The organism is Bacillus sp. CGMCC 1.60114 (assembly GCF_042676365.1).
Lineage (GTDB): Bacteria > Bacillota > Bacilli > Bacillales > Bacillaceae_G > Bacillus_A > Bacillus_A rhizoplanae_A.
On the sequence record NZ_JBHTHG010000004.1, the window covers coordinates 153955 to 170071 of the forward strand.

The window sequence follows — 16117 nt, forward strand, 5'->3', positions numbered from 1 at the left end:
CTACAAATAACAAGTATTTCATGGTAGAAAAGGACGTGGAAAGAAATGAATACAAAAATGTGGGTTGTGGATAATGTTGTGGAAATAAAAAAAGATTATCCACAGTTACAAGAAGCGGCGCAGTTATTACGAGAAAATGAAGCGGTAGCGTTCCCAACTGAAACAGTATACGGACTTGGTGCGAATGCATTAAACGATGAAGCTGTTTTGAAAATTTTTGAAGCAAAAGGAAGACCAAGCGATAATCCGCTTATTGTACATATTGGTACGGAAGAACAATTAGATGGTATTGTAGCTCATGTTCCACCAGTGGCGAATGTATTAATGAAACACTTTTGGCCAGGGCCATTAACACTCATTTTTCCGAAAAAAGAAGGCATTTCTGAAAAGGTAACAGCTGGATTACATACAGTGGCAGTTCGAATGCCAGATCATCCAGTAGCATTGGCGCTTATTGAAGCAGCGAATGTACCAGTAGCAGCTCCGAGTGCGAATCGTTCCGGCCGCCCTAGTCCAACGCTTGCTTCTCATGTATATGAAGATTTAAACGGAAAAATTGCGGGTATTGTTGATGGCGGGGCAACTGGTGTTGGTGTTGAATCTACTGTAGTAGATTGTACGAGTGAAATACCGACGATTTTGCGCCCAGGTGGTATTACGAAAGAGCAACTAGAAGAAGTGATTGGAACTGTTTTGTTAGATCCGGCATTAAAGGACGAAACGGAAAAACCAAAATCACCGGGAATGAAATATACACATTATGCACCGAAAGCACCGCTTAGCATTGTTGAAGGTTCGCGTGCATTTATTCAACAACTTGTGGATAACAAAGAGCAAGAAGGTTATAAAGTAGGTGTATTGACAACAGAGGAATATCAGCATGCATATAAAGCAGAGGTTGTTCTCTCTTGTGGAAAGCGTAGTGATTTAGCGACAGTTGCGACAAATCTTTATGATGTATTACGTACATTCGACGCGAGTGGTGTTAATATCATTTTTAGTGAGTCGTTCCCAAGCGATGGAATTGGTAGTGCAATCATGAACCGTTTAACGAAAGCGGCAGGTCATCAAGTCATCTTCGAAAAATAAATTCTATCTCTCCTCGGACGTGCATATTTTGAAGTAGCAGGTCCGAGGAGGGGCATTATGACGATTGAACATATTATAAGCGAATTGTTGCCGCTTTTTATTATGGCATTTGCGCTAGGGCTTGATGCGTTTTCTGTTAGCCTCGGCATGGGGATGATTACGCTTAAGCTGCGTCAAATCTTTTATATCGGCATTACAATTGGTATATTTCATATAATCATGCCGTTTATCGGCATAATTCTTGGCCGCTTTTTATCAGAGCAATTTGGCTCTATTACTACAATTATAGGTAGTATTTTATTAATGGGATTAGGATTTCACATTGTATATAGCTCAATTTCTCATGATGATGAGTATAGGAGCGTCCCTGTCGGCGGGAGTTTACTGTTGTTTGCTTTTAGTGTGAGTGTGGATAGTTTTTCTGTTGGTTTAAGCCTTGGTATTTACGGAGCACGTACGTTTGTAACCATTTTTATGTTTGGCGTTGTGAGTATGCTGCTCACCTGGATCGGATTGTTAATTGGCCGCAGAGCACAAAGTTTTCTTGGAACGTATGGAGAAGTACTTGGCGGGATTATACTTGTTGGGTTTGGAATCAAATTACTATTTTCCGTATGAAATGAAGTAAATAATGTAAGGAAGCCCAGCCATTTATTGTGGCTGGGCTTTCATTTTATAGCCGCTTCCGCTTTTGGTTCTATCTAGCTTCGGCTCCTAGCCCCTTCCGTCTAAGAACCTTCCGCACGAAAAGGTAAAGAGCACCTTTCGTGCGAAAGAACCTTATCCGACGGGGCTGAACAGTCGCCTCCGCTTTTAATTTTATCCAGCTCCAGCGGCTAGAACAGTCGGTGGCTTCGCGTCTTCCGCCGAGGCAAGGAGCGCCTCTATGTCAGAAGCTCCATCCCCCTCCTGTTCTGAACGAGCCGCTTCCGCTTTTAATTAAGGCCTTACAAGTTCAAATTGTTCTCCAAGTTTTGCGTAGTTATGTCCCGCTAATCGGCTTATTGGTTTTAAAGCTTCAGCATGAATACGTCCATTTTCATATAAGTGCTCAGCGATATGGAAACGTACAATGCGTCCGATTAATAGATCACATGCCGGGGAATCTTCTGTTCCGCCTAGCTGAATAGCGCGCTCTAACACGCATTCCATACGAATACTGGCTTCTTTTACCCCTGGTACAGAAATGACATCACTGTCAATTGGTGTTAGTTTTGCAAGTTCAATTTCACTTTCATTAGGAGGGAGGTTAGCTGCTGTTTCATTGATAGCCTCCGCGTACGATTCATCAGAAATATGCACGACAAATTCTTCTTTTTCCATCGCATTTCTTGCTGTATCTTTTGGCTCTCCATCTTTGCGCTGCACAGAAACTGAGATAAGAGGTGGATTAGCAGCAACAATATTAAAGTAGCTAAACGGTGCTCCGTTTAGTATTCCATCTTTTGTAACAGTTGTGACGAAGGCAACTGGGCGTGGAATAATACTTCCTGTTAACAATTTGTAATTGTCTCTTTCGGTTTGTTCATTTGGATTAATAGACAGCATGTATGTAATCTCCCTTCTTATATCTGTAACACTTCTTTGTTTGTTTACAAGATAAAGGAGGAAAACTCCTGCTGAAAAAATATTTTTTTGCCGATTTTTGTAAAGGGTATGAAAAAATCCCTCACAATTGTGAGGGATTGAATGAATAGGTATCTCGAATTCGAGATATTTAGTTAAATTAAAGTGTAAGCGCCAGGTCCAATAAGAGCAACGCCAACAGCAACTGCGATTAAGATAAGGTTATATTCAAAACCATTTTGTGTAACCCAGTAACCATTTTTACCATGAACTGTGAAGATAGCTATTAACATTGTACCGACAATAAATAGAGCACCTACCCAAGTGAAAATACCAGCAGCAAATAAGAAACCACCTAATAATTCAGTTGCTCCGGCCATAAACGCCATAAACACTCCTGGTCGTAAGCCAATTGATTCCATCCAGCCGCCAGTACCTTTTAAACCATAACCGCCAAACCAGCCGAATAATTTTTGAGTACCATGACCCATGAATGTAACCCCGATAATAAGACGAATAATAAGAAGACCAATGTTCATCATTTTATAATACCTCCAAAAAAGTTATTTACTTACCTTATGTAAGTTATGATAAAACAGTTACTTACTTTAGTCAAGTAACTTTAATAAAAATAATAAAAAATTTTACAAACGATAAATAAAAAATAATTATGTTGTTAAGACCTCTAGATAACTTAAGAAAAAAGAGCTTAAATAGAAATGAAGAAGTTAACTTCTTTCTGTTTAAATTCAGACTGTCTGAATTGACTGGAATTTTGCAAGGCGATACAATAGGGGTCTGGTTGACAACGAAAGTGTTTTTACGCTAGTAAAGATTTGAGTTGTAACTAATGAGCTCTATGAAATGTATTATAAGTAAGGATTATAAGGAGGATTATCCTATGTTTAAAAAATTATTTGGCCTTGGTTCTAAAACAAATGCAGAAACAATCGTAGCTCCATTAACTGGAGAAGTGAAAAATATTGAAGAAGTACCAGATCCAGTATTCGCTGGCCGTATGATGGGAAATGGTGTTGCAATTGATCCAACTGAAGGTGTAGTAGTATCTCCAGTAGACGGTGAAATCGTACAATTATTCCATACAAAACATGCTGTAGGTATTAAATCGAAAAACGGTGCAGAGATCTTAATCCATGTTGGATTAGAAACTGTAACAATGGCAGGCGAAGGTTTCGAAGCACATGTTGCTGAAGGACAAGCTGTTAAAGCTGGCGATAAATTAATCTCTTTCGACTTAGAATTAATTCGTGAAAAAGCAAAAAGTACAATTACACCAATCGTTATTACAAACACAGATGCAACAGAATCTATTGAAACAACTATAGGTGTAACAGCTACAAAAGGTTCAACAACAGTAATGAAAGTAACAATGAAATAATTGTTTTGATTCATAAGGAATCCATTTCATATTTGAAGTGGATTCCTTTTTTACAGCTGATATTAAAATGAAAGAATAACAGTAGATTTTTTCCTGCTCTGTGTTACTATATTGTAGTCACTTGAAAATAGGGTTTCACATACATAATGAGAGCGCATTTCTTCTAAAGGAAATGCGCTTTTTCATATATACATTTCTTTTTTTCAGTATCATTGTGCGTTATGATGAAAATAGATATTCATCATAAGGAGTTGATGTTTGGTGAAGCGAGTATTATTCGTTTGTACAGGAAATACATGCCGCAGTCCGATGGCAGAGGCGTTATTACGACATTACGGAGAAGAGCATTTTGAAGTACAATCTGCGGGTGTATTTGCCGCGGTAGGAAGCGATGCATCTGCGCATGCTAAAAGTGCATTAGGGGAAAAGGGGATTTCGATTGCACATGCTTCTCAGCAAGTGACTGTAGAGCTGTTAGAGTGGTCTGATGTTGTATTAACGATGACAACGGGGCATAAACAGCTTTTACTGGCTCATCATCCAGAAGTAAATGGAAAAGTGCATACATTATATGAATTTGTAGAAGGTACAAATAAGGACATTTCCGATCCTTTTGGCGGTTCACTTGCTATTTATAAAGCAACGCTGGAAGAAATGGAACAACTTGTCCAAACTTTGCTGAAAAACCATTCAGAAAGTTAATGTTTCGTGTATAATACGATATTGGAGATTATCTTGATTTAACGGGTAATATATCTTATATCCCAATGGGGATTAACTGTTCAGTTCATTGTTAGCGAGGAGAAGAGAAATCCGCTGGCATGAGCCAGGGTTGGTTCAACTAACCATTCGGAGAAAAAACATCTTCGAACGGAAGTTTCACTTTATATTTGGAGGGGTTTAGAATGAAAGTTGTAGTAGCATCTGATCATGGCGGAATGAATATTCGCAAAGAAATCGTAAGTCTATTAGAAGAGTTAAATATTGAATATATTGATTTAGGTTGTGAGTGTGAGGCGGGTTCTGTAGATTACCCTGATTTCGCATTCCCAGCGGCAGAAATGGTTGCAAGTGGCGAGGTGGACCGTGGTATTTTAATTTGTGGAACAGGCATCGGTATGTCAATTGCAGCAAACAAAGTACATGGTATTCGCTGCGCATTAGTACATGATACATTTAGTGCAAAAGCAACGAGAGAACATAATGATACAAACATGTTAGCAATGGGTGAACGTGTAATCGGAGCTGGATTAGCGCGTGATATCGCGAAAATTTGGTTAACAACGGATTATGAAGGCGGCCGTCACGAAAATCGTGTAGGAAAAATTAAAGCATACGAAGCGAAGTAATCCTATTCTAACTTCTAGTAAGAGTTAATATAATTTGTTGAACCTACCTGCGAAAGGAAGAGCGTAATGAATGAAATATTACAATTGAAAGAGCAGCTGCAGACAGCGCTTTCTGAGTTTCAAGAGCAAGCTTCGCTGCGAAATGGGAACATTTTTGTTGTGGGCTGCAGTACGAGTGAAGTGCTAGGTGAAAGAATTGGAACATCGGGAACGATGGAAGTAGCAGAAGCAATTTTTTCTGCGTTACAACAATTTCAAGAGCAGTTTGGTATTAAACTAGCGTTTCAATGCTGCGAGCATTTAAACCGTGCTTTAGTTATAGAAAGAGAAGTTGCAGAGAAGCACCAGTTCGAAATTGTAAATGTTACGCCTGTCAGATCAGCAGGTGGGGCTCTTGGAACATATGCATATCATAATATGAGAGATCCTGTTATTGTAGAGTTCGTAAAAGCAGATGCGGGTATTGATATTGGAGATACGTTCATTGGTATGCATTTAAAACATGTAGCTGTTCCTATACGTACACGTGTAAAAGAAATTGGGCATGCACATGTAACGATGGCAAAAACGCGTCCGAAGTTAATTGGCGGGGCGCGTGCAGTATATGCAGTAAAAGAGGAAACGTTTACTTGTAGTTAAGTCATATATGCAGTAAAAGAGGAAACGTTTACTTGTAGTTACGTCATAAATTTACAAGAAAAAAAAGACCAGATTCGGTCTTTTTTTTCTTTTATCATGCGTAGAGTCGTGTTAGAATGTAGTTGAAAACATGAAGGTTTAGAAGAATTACAACTGGAATTTTCGTTTTTTCTTGAGAAATGAAGAAGAAATGTCGGGAATAGATGTAATTCGTTCAGAAAAGGGGGATTTTGATGGAGCATTTAAAACGTCAAGATGAAAAGGTGTTTGCTGCAATTGAATTAGAATTAGGAAGACAGCGTTCAAAAATCGAGCTTATTGCATCTGAAAACTTCGTAAGCCAAGCTGTAATGGAAGCACAAGGTTCTGTATTAACGAACAAGTATGCAGAAGGATATCCAGGGAAACGTTATTACGGTGGTTGTGAGCATGTAGATATCGTAGAAGATATCGCACGTGATCGTGCAAAAGAAATTTTTGGCGCAGAGCACGTAAACGTTCAACCGCATTCTGGTGCACAAGCAAATATGGCTGTATACTTCACAATTCTAGAGCAAGGTGACACAGTGCTTGGTATGAACTTATCTCACGGTGGTCATTTAACACACGGAAGCCCTGTTAACTTTAGTGGTGTACAATACAACTTCATCGAATATGGTGTAGATCCTGATACACATCATATCAATTATGAAGATGTATTAGAAAAAGCGAAAGAGCATAAGCCGAAATTAATCGTTGCGGGTGCTAGTGCATATCCTCGTGCAATTGATTTCAAAAAATTCCGTGAAATCGCTGATGAAGTTGGCGCATATTTAATGGTAGATATGGCACATATCGCAGGACTTGTAGCTGCTGGTTTACACTCAAATCCAGTACCATACGCTGATTTTGTAACAACAACAACTCATAAAACATTACGTGGACCACGCGGTGGTATGATTTTATGTAAAGAACAATTTGCAAAACAAATTGATAAATCAATCTTCCCTGGTATTCAAGGCGGACCGCTTATGCACGTAATTGCTGCAAAAGCTGTTGCATTTGGAGAAGCATTGCAGGATGACTTCAAAACATATGCACAAAACATTATCAACAACGCAAGTCGCTTAGCAGAAGGTCTGCAAAAAGAAGGTATTACACTTGTTTCTGGTGGAACGGACAACCACTTAATCTTAATTGATGTTCGCAGTTTAAACATTACTGGAAAAGTTGCAGAGCATGTATTAGATGAAGTTGGTATCACAACAAACAAAAATACAATTCCATTTGATCCAGCTAGCCCATTTGTAACAAGCGGACTTCGTATTGGAACTGCAGCTGTAACATCAAGAGGCTTTGGACTTGCTGAAATGGATGAAATTGCATCCATTATCGCTTACACATTAAAAAATCATGATAATGAAGCAGCATTAGAAGAAGCACGCGTGCGTGTAGATGCTTTAACAGATAAATTCCCAATGTATAAAGAGCTATAATAGAAGAAAGCTGTTGAAACGTATTGTTTCAGCAGCTTTTTTTATGGGTTAAGCTATGTTAAATCACTTTGTTGATATTTAATATAAACACTCTCTAATATTAATAAGAGAATACAACTACTTAGAGGATTTGAAATGACGTTGAAAGAATTAATAGAGGGGATTAAAAATTTGAATTCAGAAGAGTACCCTTGATTATAAGATAACTTTTCACGTGTATTTAATGAAAGGCTTGATCGTTTCATATATTTATAATGTTCTTAATAAAATAATAGGTGTTTTAGTTGAATAACAAATTAAATAACATTATTTACCATAATTTCTGCAAAAAAACATTACATATGAAGAAGTAGGGCATATGAACTGTACCATGTATGTATACAAATCATGAATACATTTTAAAAATATAATGAAGGATGTTGTTCCCATAATTGGTAAAACTATTCTTGTAAAAGAAAGAAGCGTTTGAAACTTTACCAAATTCACCCTTGAATATTAGTAGCGTTTTCTTTACAATCGTACATAGTGTAAAAAACGGCGTGTCCTCACGCATCAATATCATCTGAAGGAGAGATTCACATGGGAAAACTGTATGTTTTTGATCACCCTTTAATTCAGCATAAGATTACATATATTCGCGATAAGAATACAGGTACGAAAGAATTTCGTGAACTAGTGGATGAAGTAGCAAGTTTGATGGCGTTTGAAATTACACGCGATCTTCCACTTGAAGAAATCGAAATTGAAACGCCTGTAAGTAAAGCGAAAACAAAAGTGATTGCAGGTAAGAAACTTGGTTTAATTCCTATTTTACGTGCGGGCTTAGGAATGGTAGATGGAATTTTAAAATTAATTCCAGCGGCGAAAGTAGGTCATATCGGTTTATATCGCGATCCAGAAACATTACAACCTGTAGAATACTATGTGAAACTTCCAACTGATGTAGAAGAACGTGATTTTATCGTACTTGATCCAATGTTAGCGACAGGCGGATCTGCATCAGAAGCGATTACTTCTTTAAAGAAGCGCGGTGCGAAACATATTAAATTAATGTGTATCGTTGGTGCTCCAGAAGGGGTAAAAGTTATACAAGAAGACCATCCTGATGTGGATATTTACGTTGCTGCATTAGATGAAAAATTAAACAATCATGGATATGTTGTACCAGGTCTTGGAGATGCTGGTGACCGTTTATTCGGAACGAAGTAAGACAACAGACGAGAAGAATGCCTTCTCGTCTGTTTTTTATGCAACATAACATGCAATTAAATTGCATATAATATAGCAACTCCTGCTTGAGAAAGCTATATCACAAAAGGAAAACGTTATATATAGAAACAATAATAGTGACAAAAATGTGAACTTTTTTCTTCCATTATAAAGAAAGAGGTTTAGAAATGTGATATTTATTAACAGTATTTTGAAGGGGAACGTTTTCATTTCTGCCAATAAATGACTAATACTCAAATTTTTTGATTTTTTTCGATTTGACGTTGACACTGTTTAATACCCTATTGTATGCTAACAACGGGGATAGATGGTAGGGTTTTCATTGACAATTTTTCGTCTATTCTTTGACAAAAAAGTTAAGTTTCTTATTTGAGTAGAATTTATACAAAAGAATGAGTTATTATTAACGCATAGTGAATGAGGTTTACATTATGGAGGGATGAATCCTTGGAAGAAAACAAGCGTAGTCCATTTAAGGCATATGCTTTAATGACTGGAATTCTTTCTCAGCTCGTTGGTGCTATTTTAGTTGGAATTTTTGGCGGGCAGTGGATTGATAGTAAGCTTGGAACGTTTCCTTTATTCCTAGTAATCGGTTTATTATTAGGTCTTGGAACAGGGGTTTATGCTATGATTCGACTCATTCGACACTTTTATTCAGGAGAGCAATGATGATAGAAGTACATGAACTTGTCCGAAGACAAAAGAAATATATGTACAACCTTCTTGCACTCTTTGTATTAGGATGGGGCTTTACCTCATACAAAGAGGTCTTTTTAGGGCTGATTATCGGAACGATTTTCGGTTTTCTTAGTTTGCGCATTGTTGCACACAAGACGGACAAGCTGTTAGATCGCGTTACACAAGGAGAGAATGTAAAGTATAAAGCGACGGCAGTAAGTACATATTCGAGATTGGCCGCAATAGGGCTATTAATTTTATTTGCAGCGAAATATCAACATTTAATGGCGATGTGGAGCTTAGGAGTAGGATTGCTGACAGGATATCTTGTCATGATCATAGATTTTCTTTATTTACAGTATAAGAGCAGGGAAGAGAGGTGAATTACTAGTGGAACACGGTAAATTAGTTGAATTTCTAGGTTTAACGTTCGACTTGTCCGCTGTTATGATGACGACTGTTGCGGCAGTAATCGTATTTATTATCGCTGTTGTTGGTACACGTAGCTTAGCTTTACGTCCAACTGGAATGCAAAACTTCCTTGAATGGATTATGGACTTTGTGAAGGGTATGATTAGCAGTACGATGGATTGGCAAACAGGCGGACGCTTTTTAACGCTTGGAGTTACACTCATTATGTACATATTTGTAGCAAACATGCTCGGTTTGCCGCTCATGCTTACGGTAGCTGAGGGTGGTGAGCACCTTGCAGGTTGGAGATCTCCAACGTCTGACCCAGCAGTTACTCTAACATTAGCCGTGATGGTAGTTACCCTCACCCATTATTATGGAATTAAGATGAAGGGTACGAAAGAATATTTAAAAGGCTATATTCAACCAATGAAATTCTTACTCCCATTAAAGGTGATTGAGGAATTTGCTAATACATTGACGTTAGGTCTTCGTTTATTTGGTAACATCTATGCTGGTGAGATTTTATTAACATTACTTGCTCAGTTAGGAGCAAGCGGTACGTTTGGCGCATTAGGTGCTGTTCTGCCGATGTTAGCATGGATGGGCTTCAGTATTTTCGTAGGTGCTATCCAGGCATATATCTTTACAATGTTAACGATGGTGTACATGGCTCATAAAATAAGCCACGACCATTAATATATTTATTTAAAGTAAGTACAAAATTTATTTTTTAATGATAAAAAGGAGGACTTTTAAAATGAGTTTAGGTGTAATCGCAGCTGCAATCGCAATTGGTTTATCTGCATTAGGTGCTGGTATTGGTAACGGTCTTATCGTATCTCGTACAGTTGAGGGTGTTGCTCGTCAACCAGAATTACGTGGTACTCTTCAAACAATCATGTTCATCGGGGTAGCGTTAGTTGAGGCGCTTCCAATCATCGGTGTAGTAATCGCGTTTATCGTATTAAACAAATAAGGGATAGCTCCCCTTACAATAAGTGGCGAAGATCGTTTTGGGACCTTCTTCGCCATTGCTTTATGAATGAAACATTACTTGTCTTTTCATTTATTTAATTTAGATTTTTGAAGGGAGTGAATCCTTGTGCCAACTCTATTATTAGGAGCTGCTGCTGTTCCATACGGAACGGTACTTTATACATTAGTCGTTTTCCTAATTCTATTAGCACTGCTTCGTAAATATGCATTTGGACCTTTAATGGGAATTATGAAGGAACGTGAAAATCATATTTCTAGCGAAATTGACGCTGCAGAAAAGAACAATGCAGAGACGAAAAAGTTAGTAGAAGAACAACGTGAAATGTTAAAACAATCACGTGTTGAAGCGCAAGAATTAATTGAGAGAGCGAAAAAGCAAGCAGAGGATCAAAAAGAAAGTATCATTGCTGCTGCAAAAGAAGAAGCAGTATCTATTAAAGAATCTGCTGTACAAGAAATTCAACGCGAAAAAGAGCACGCGATTGCTGCTCTGCAAGAACAGGTTGCTTCTTTATCTGTACAAATTGCTTCTAAAGTAATGCAAAAAGAACTGAAAGAAGAAGACCAAGTTCAATTAATTCGCGATTATATTAAAGAGGTAGGAGAAGCGCGATGAGCAATGAGATTGTAGCTAAACGTTATGCTGTCGCTCTTTTTCAAATCGCAAAAGACAAACACGCACTAGAAATGTTTGAGGAAGAACTGCGCCTTGTACAAAGTATTTTTGTAAGTAGTAAAGAACTACATACTTTTTTAGGACAACCAAGCATTTCAAAAGAAGAGAAAAAACAATTCCTTTCTAACGTGTTTTCTACTGTTTCTCAACCAATTTTAAACACGTTATATCTTTTAATCGATAATCATCGCGAAACATTAGTGCCTGAAATTGTAGATACGTATGTTGCACTTGCAAACGAAGAGCGTAACGTAGCTGATGCAATTGTTTACTCTACTCGTTCTTTATCAGAAGACGAGAAGCTTAGCATTGCAGAAGTATTTGCAAAGAAAACAGGAAAAGATGCAATTCGCGTTCAAAATGTTGTAGATGAAAATTTACTAGGCGGTATTAAAGTACGCATTGGAAACCGCATTTACGACGGCAGTTTACAAAGAAAGTTAGCACGTATCCAGCGTGAACTTATGAAGAATAGATAGGGGTGAAGCACATGAGCATCAGAGCTGAAGAAATTAGCGCACTGATAAAGCAACAAATTGAAAACTATCAATCTGAGATCGAAGTTAGCGATGTTGGTACAGTTATTCAAGTTGGTGACGGTATTGCACGTGCTCATGGTCTTGATAACGTTATGGCTGGTGAACTTGTTGAGTTCGCTAACGGCGTTATGGGGCTAGCACAAAACTTAGAGGAAAATAACGTAGGTATCATTATTTTAGGACCTTATACTGAAATTCGTGAAGGTGACGAAGTACGTCGTACAGGTCGCATCATGCAAGTACCAGTAGGGGAAGAATTAATCGGCCGTGTTGTAAACCCATTAGGTCAACCAGTAGACGGTTTAGGCCCAATTAATACAACAAAAACTCGTCCAATCGAAAGCCCAGCACCAGGTGTAATGGACCGTAAATCTGTTCATGAGCCACTTCAAACTGGTATTAAAGCGATTGACGCTCTTGTACCAATTGGTCGCGGACAACGTGAGTTAATCATCGGTGACCGCCAAACTGGTAAAACAGCTGTTGCGCTTGATACAATCTTGAACCAAAAAGATCAAGATATGGTTTGTATCTATGTAGCGATCGGACAAAAAGAATCTACAGTTCGTAACGTAGTTGAAACATTACGTAAGCATGGTGCATTAGAGTACACAATCGTTGTAACTGCATCTGCTTCTCAACCTGCTCCATTATTATACTTAGCTGCATATGCTGGTGTAACAATGGGTGAAGAGTTCATGTACAACGGCAAACACGTATTAGTTGTATATGATGACTTATCTAAACAAGCAGCTGCATACCGTGAGCTGTCATTACTATTACGTCGTCCTCCAGGTCGTGAAGCATATCCAGGGGATGTATTCTACTTACACTCCCGCTTACTAGAGCGTGCGGCAAAATTAAGTGATGCAAAAGGCGCTGGTTCTTTAACAGCATTACCTTTCATCGAAACACAAGCAGGGGACGTATCAGCTTACATCCCAACAAACGTAATCTCTATCACAGATGGACAGATTTTCTTACAATCTGATCTATTCTTCTCTGGTGTACGTCCAGCGATTGACGCAGGTACTTCTGTATCTCGTGTTGGTGGTGCGGCTCAGATCAAAGCGATGAGCAAAGTATCTGGTACACTTCGTCTTGACCTTGCATCTTATCGTGAATTAGAAGCGTTCGCTCAGTTCGGTTCTGACCTTGATAAAGCAACACAAGCGAAATTAAACCGTGGTGCACGTACAGTAGAAGTATTAAAACAAGGCTTACATAAGCCATTAAAAGTAGAGAAACAAGTTATGATTCTTTACGCATTAACACGCGGATTCTTAGATGATATCCCAGTAGCAGATATCACTCGTTTCGAAGACGAGTTCCATGCTTGGTTAGATACAAATGCTGCTGAATTATTAACTGAAATTCGTACAACAACAAAACTTGCTGAAGACGAAAAAATGGCAGCAGCTATTAACGGCTTCAAAAAAGTTTTCGTAGTATCTGAATAATAATAAAAAGCGGAAGCGGCTTTTGTAGCCGCTCTACTTAAATATAGAAACATGCAACTCTTACATAGAGTGCTAACGGATATGTAGAGGAAAAGAGTAGGTGCACCTATTCTTTTCCTTCAATCATGAACAAGTTTAACTTGTTAATTAGATTGGGAAGATGAACAAACGGAGAGTCTTTCTAATCATGCCAACTTCCGGAAAAAAGGTGGTGAAAACCTGTGGCATCTTTACGCGATATAAAAGCAAAAATTAACTCGACAAAGAAAACGAGTCAAATTACGAAAGCGATGGAGATGGTATCTGCATCAAAATTAAACCGTGCAGAGCAAAATGCTAAATCTTTCGTTCCGTATATGAATAAGATTCAAGAAGTAGTAGCGGATATAGCGCAAGGTAGCGGGGTAAATCACCCAATGCTAACAGCGCGTCCTGTGAAGCGAACAGGATATATTGTTATTACATCGGATCGCGGACTAGCAGGTGGATATAACAGTAACGTTTTACGTGCAGTAAGCAACGTAGTGAAAGAGCGTCACAACATGGACACAAGCCAGTACGCGATTATTGTACTAGGACGTCTAGGCCGTGATTATTTAAAACGTCGTGGTTTTAATATCATTGATGAAGTAATTGGATTATCTGATCAACCGTCATTTGCTGATATTAAAGATATTGCTTCAAGAGCAATTTCTATGTTTACAGATGGTGCTTATGATGAATTGTATATTTATTACAATCATTATGTAAGTAAGATTTCACAAGAAGTAACGGAGAAGAAAATTTTACCGCTTACTGATGTGGCATCTGAAAAAGCAAGAACTTTATATGAGTTTGAACCGTCTGAAGAAGATATTTTAAAAGTATTATTGCCTCAATACGCAGAAAGCTTAGTGTACGGTGCATTGCTAGACGGTAAAGCAAGCGAGCACGCAGCGCGTATGACAGCAATGAAAAGTGCTACAGACAACGCAATGGAAGTTATCGATACACTTACACTTTCTTTCAACCGCGCTCGTCAAGCAGCGATTACGCAAGAAATTACGGAAATCGTCGGCGGTGCAGCAGCGTTAGAATAGGAATAAAAAGCGGAGCCGATAATCTCAAAGCGAAATGAAATATAAAAAAATTTAAAGCCGATTGCTCGTAGAAAAGCTGGCTAATTTAAAGAAAGCTAGGAGGGAACCCGATGAATAAAGGGCGCGTTACGCAAATCATGGGTCCGGTTGTAGACGTTAAGTTTGACGGCGGAAAGCTACCTGAAATCTACAATGCCCTTAGAATTAAACAAGATGCAATTAACTTAACTTTAGAAGTTGCGATTCATCTTGGTGATAATACAGTTCGTACAGTAGCAATGTCTTCTACAGACGGACTTGTTCGTGGCGTTGAAGTAGAAGATACTGGTAAAGCAATCTCAGTTCCAGTTGGTGATGCAACACTTGGCCGTGTATTTAACGTATTAGGTGATGCAATTGACTTAGGTGAAGCAGTAGCAGCGGATGTACGCCGTGATCCAATTCACCGTCAAGCACCTGCATTTGAAGAGTTATCTACAAAAGTAGAAATTCTTGAAACTGGTATTAAAGTAGTAGACTTATTAGCTCCTTATATTAAAGGTGGTAAAATCGGTCTATTCGGTGGTGCCGGTGTAGGTAAAACAGTATTAATCCAAGAATTAATTAACAACATCGCACAAGAGCATGGCGGTATCTCTGTATTCGCTGGTGTAGGTGAGCGTACTCGTGAAGGTAACGACTTATACCATGAAATGAGTGATTCTGGCGTAATCAAGAAAACAGCGATGGTATTCGGACAAATGAACGAGCCACCTGGAGCACGTCAACGTGTTGCATTAACAGGTTTAACAATGGCTGAACATTTCCGTGATGAGCAAGGGCAAGACGTACTTCTGTTCATCGATAATATCTTCCGTTTCACGCAAGCTGGTTCTGAAGTATCTGCCCTTCTTGGTCGTATGCCATCTGCGGTAGGTTACCAACCAACACTTGCAACTGAAATGGGTCAATTACAAGAGCGTATTACATCAACAAATAAAGGGTCTATCACGTCTATCCAAGCGGTATATGTACCAGCCGATGACTACACTGACCCAGCACCAGCAACAACGTTCGCTCACTTAGATGCAACAACAAACTTAGAGCGTCGTTTAACACAAATGGGTATTTACCCAGCGGTAGACCCATTAGCGTCTACATCTCGTGCACTTTCTCCAGAAATCGTTGGAGAAGAGCATTATGCAGTTGCTCGTCAAATTCAGCAAACGCTGCAACGTTATAAAGAGCTTCAAGATATCATCGCTATCTTAGGTATGGACGAGTTATCTGAAGAAGATAAATTAGTTGTACATCGTGCTCGTCGCGTTCAGTTCTTCTTATCACAGAACTTCCACGTAGCAGAGCAATTTACAGGTCAAAAAGGATCTTATGTACCTGTAAAAGACACAGTTCGTGGATTCAAAGAAATTCTAGAAGGAAAACATGATGACCTTCCAGAGGACGCATTCCGTCTTGTTGGTGGTATTGAAGAAGTTGTTGAAAACGCGAAGAAAATGATGGCGTAAGGCCTTAGGAGGGACGAATT

The 16117-nt window shown here is 38.7% G+C and carries 19 protein-coding genes; 17 read left to right on the forward strand and 2 right to left on the reverse strand.

The genetic code is table 11. The features are described 5' to 3' along the window. The first annotated feature begins 45 nt into the window (after positions 1–45). Together ACFQZ1_RS01945 and ACFQZ1_RS01950 are read left to right on the forward strand one after the other, a co-directional pair. A complete protein-coding gene (locus tag ACFQZ1_RS01945) occupies positions 46–1089 on the forward strand; it encodes an L-threonylcarbamoyladenylate synthase (protein ID WP_377880413.1) in 1044 nt (347 codons plus the stop codon). 57 nt (positions 1090–1146) lie between these two features. Further along, positions 1147–1707: a manganese efflux pump MntP gene (locus tag ACFQZ1_RS01950; protein WP_377880414.1), complete on the forward strand. Its 561-nt coding sequence runs from the start codon at positions 1147–1149 to the stop codon at positions 1705–1707. A 321-nt stretch (positions 1708–2028) separates the two neighbouring features. On the opposite strand, the gene ACFQZ1_RS01955 is transcribed toward ACFQZ1_RS01950, so the two are convergent. Both ACFQZ1_RS01955 and ACFQZ1_RS01960 read right to left on the reverse strand, forming a co-directional pair. Then, positions 2029–2637: a flavin reductase family protein gene (locus ACFQZ1_RS01955; protein ID WP_377880415.1), complete on the reverse strand. Its 609-nt coding sequence runs from the start codon at positions 2635–2637 to the stop codon at positions 2029–2031. A gap of 173 nt (positions 2638–2810) precedes the next feature. After that, positions 2811–3197, reverse strand: coding sequence for a DoxX family protein (locus tag ACFQZ1_RS01960; RefSeq protein ID WP_377880416.1), 387 nt, complete (start codon positions 3195–3197; stop codon positions 2811–2813). Between the two features lie 359 nt (positions 3198–3556). Here ACFQZ1_RS01960 and ACFQZ1_RS01965 point away from each other — a divergent pair, with 359 nt between their 5' ends. The 15 genes from ACFQZ1_RS01965 to atpD all read left to right on the forward strand — a co-directional run bounded on the left by ACFQZ1_RS01965 (position 3557) and on the right by atpD (position 16097). Further along, on the forward strand, positions 3557–4054 hold the full coding sequence (locus ACFQZ1_RS01965) for a PTS sugar transporter subunit IIA (protein WP_377880417.1): 498 nt from the start codon (positions 3557–3559) through the stop codon (positions 4052–4054). Between the two features lie 261 nt (positions 4055–4315). Beyond that, positions 4316–4756 carry a low molecular weight protein arginine phosphatase gene (locus ACFQZ1_RS01970; protein WP_377880418.1) on the forward strand — a complete coding sequence of 147 codons (441 nt, stop codon included), beginning with the start codon at positions 4316–4318 and terminating at the stop codon, positions 4754–4756. Positions 4757–4959: 203 nt separating this feature from the next. Next, positions 4960–5403, forward strand: coding sequence for a ribose 5-phosphate isomerase B (gene rpiB, locus ACFQZ1_RS01975; RefSeq protein WP_377880419.1), 444 nt, complete (start codon positions 4960–4962; stop codon positions 5401–5403). Between the two features lie 66 nt (positions 5404–5469). Beyond that, on the forward strand, positions 5470–6042 hold the full coding sequence (locus tag ACFQZ1_RS01980) for a TIGR01440 family protein (RefSeq protein ID WP_377880420.1): 573 nt from the start codon (positions 5470–5472) through the stop codon (positions 6040–6042). A gap of 233 nt (positions 6043–6275) precedes the next feature. Further along, the gene (gene glyA / locus ACFQZ1_RS01985; RefSeq protein ID WP_377880421.1) at positions 6276–7517 is read left to right on the forward strand and encodes a serine hydroxymethyltransferase; all 1242 of its coding nucleotides are present in this window, start codon (positions 6276–6278) and stop codon (positions 7515–7517) included. Positions 7518–8096: 579 nt separating this feature from the next. Further along, entirely contained in the window at positions 8097–8726 is a 630-nt protein-coding gene (upp, locus tag ACFQZ1_RS01990; RefSeq protein ID WP_377880422.1) for a uracil phosphoribosyltransferase, read from the forward strand. A 468-nt stretch (positions 8727–9194) separates the two neighbouring features. Then, complete coding sequence (locus ACFQZ1_RS01995; RefSeq protein ID WP_141524975.1) at positions 9195–9419, forward strand: AtpZ/AtpI family protein; 225 nt, start codon at positions 9195–9197, stop codon at positions 9417–9419. Continuing rightward, positions 9419–9811: an ATP synthase subunit I gene (locus tag ACFQZ1_RS02000; protein ID WP_377880424.1), complete on the forward strand. Its 393-nt coding sequence runs from the start codon at positions 9419–9421 to the stop codon at positions 9809–9811. Before ACFQZ1_RS01995 ends, ACFQZ1_RS02000 begins: the two co-directional genes overlap by 1 nt. Before the next feature lie 7 nt (positions 9812–9818). Beyond that, positions 9819–10538: a F0F1 ATP synthase subunit A gene (gene atpB / locus ACFQZ1_RS02005; protein WP_377880425.1), complete on the forward strand. Its 720-nt coding sequence runs from the start codon at positions 9819–9821 to the stop codon at positions 10536–10538. A gap of 61 nt (positions 10539–10599) precedes the next feature. Next, on the forward strand, positions 10600–10818 hold the full coding sequence (atpE, locus tag ACFQZ1_RS02010; RefSeq protein WP_251226953.1) for a F0F1 ATP synthase subunit C: 219 nt from the start codon (positions 10600–10602) through the stop codon (positions 10816–10818). A gap of 126 nt (positions 10819–10944) precedes the next feature. Further along, the gene (atpF, locus tag ACFQZ1_RS02015) at positions 10945–11454 is read left to right on the forward strand and encodes a F0F1 ATP synthase subunit B (protein WP_098307128.1); all 510 of its coding nucleotides are present in this window, start codon (positions 10945–10947) and stop codon (positions 11452–11454) included. Continuing rightward, positions 11451–11993 (forward strand): F0F1 ATP synthase subunit delta, encoded by a 543-nt coding sequence (locus ACFQZ1_RS02020; RefSeq protein WP_377880426.1) that lies wholly within the window; start codon positions 11451–11453, stop codon positions 11991–11993. Before atpF ends, ACFQZ1_RS02020 begins: the two co-directional genes overlap by 4 nt. Before the next feature lie 11 nt (positions 11994–12004). Continuing rightward, a complete protein-coding gene (gene atpA / locus ACFQZ1_RS02025) occupies positions 12005–13513 on the forward strand; it encodes a F0F1 ATP synthase subunit alpha (protein ID WP_377880427.1) in 1509 nt (502 codons plus the stop codon). Positions 13514–13734: 221 nt separating this feature from the next. Next, positions 13735–14592, forward strand: a complete 858-nt coding sequence (atpG, locus tag ACFQZ1_RS02030) for an ATP synthase F1 subunit gamma (RefSeq protein WP_377880428.1) — start codon at positions 13735–13737, stop codon at positions 14590–14592. 110 nt (positions 14593–14702) lie between these two features. Next, the gene (gene atpD / locus ACFQZ1_RS02035; RefSeq protein ID WP_377880429.1) at positions 14703–16097 is read left to right on the forward strand and encodes a F0F1 ATP synthase subunit beta; all 1395 of its coding nucleotides are present in this window, start codon (positions 14703–14705) and stop codon (positions 16095–16097) included. Positions 16098–16117: the final 20 nt, after the last annotated feature.

Coding starts and splice junctions, on each gene's coding strand:
- ACFQZ1_RS01945 (WP_377880413.1), top strand. CDS start 46: ATGAATACAAAAATGTGGGTTGTGGATAATGTTGTGGAAATAAAAAAA.
- ACFQZ1_RS01950 (WP_377880414.1), top strand. CDS start 1,147: ATGACGATTGAACATATTATAAGCGAATTGTTGCCGCTTTTTATTATG.
- ACFQZ1_RS01955 (WP_377880415.1), bottom strand. CDS start 2,637: ATGCTGTCTATTAATCCAAATGAACAAACCGAAAGAGACAATTACAAA.
- ACFQZ1_RS01960 (WP_377880416.1), bottom strand. CDS start 3,197: ATGATGAACATTGGTCTTCTTATTATTCGTCTTATTATCGGGGTTACA.
- ACFQZ1_RS01965 (WP_377880417.1), top strand. CDS start 3,557: ATGTTTAAAAAATTATTTGGCCTTGGTTCTAAAACAAATGCAGAAACA.
- rpiB (WP_377880419.1), top strand. CDS start 4,960: ATGAAAGTTGTAGTAGCATCTGATCATGGCGGAATGAATATTCGCAAA.
- ACFQZ1_RS01980 (WP_377880420.1), top strand. CDS start 5,470: ATGAATGAAATATTACAATTGAAAGAGCAGCTGCAGACAGCGCTTTCT.
- glyA (WP_377880421.1), top strand. CDS start 6,276: ATGGAGCATTTAAAACGTCAAGATGAAAAGGTGTTTGCTGCAATTGAA.
- upp (WP_377880422.1), top strand. CDS start 8,097: ATGGGAAAACTGTATGTTTTTGATCACCCTTTAATTCAGCATAAGATT.
- ACFQZ1_RS02000 (WP_377880424.1), top strand. CDS start 9,419: ATGATAGAAGTACATGAACTTGTCCGAAGACAAAAGAAATATATGTAC.
- atpE (WP_251226953.1), top strand. CDS start 10,600: ATGAGTTTAGGTGTAATCGCAGCTGCAATCGCAATTGGTTTATCTGCA.
- ACFQZ1_RS02020 (WP_377880426.1), top strand. CDS start 11,451: ATGAGCAATGAGATTGTAGCTAAACGTTATGCTGTCGCTCTTTTTCAA.
- atpA (WP_377880427.1), top strand. CDS start 12,005: ATGAGCATCAGAGCTGAAGAAATTAGCGCACTGATAAAGCAACAAATT.
- atpD (WP_377880429.1), top strand. CDS start 14,703: ATGAATAAAGGGCGCGTTACGCAAATCATGGGTCCGGTTGTAGACGTT.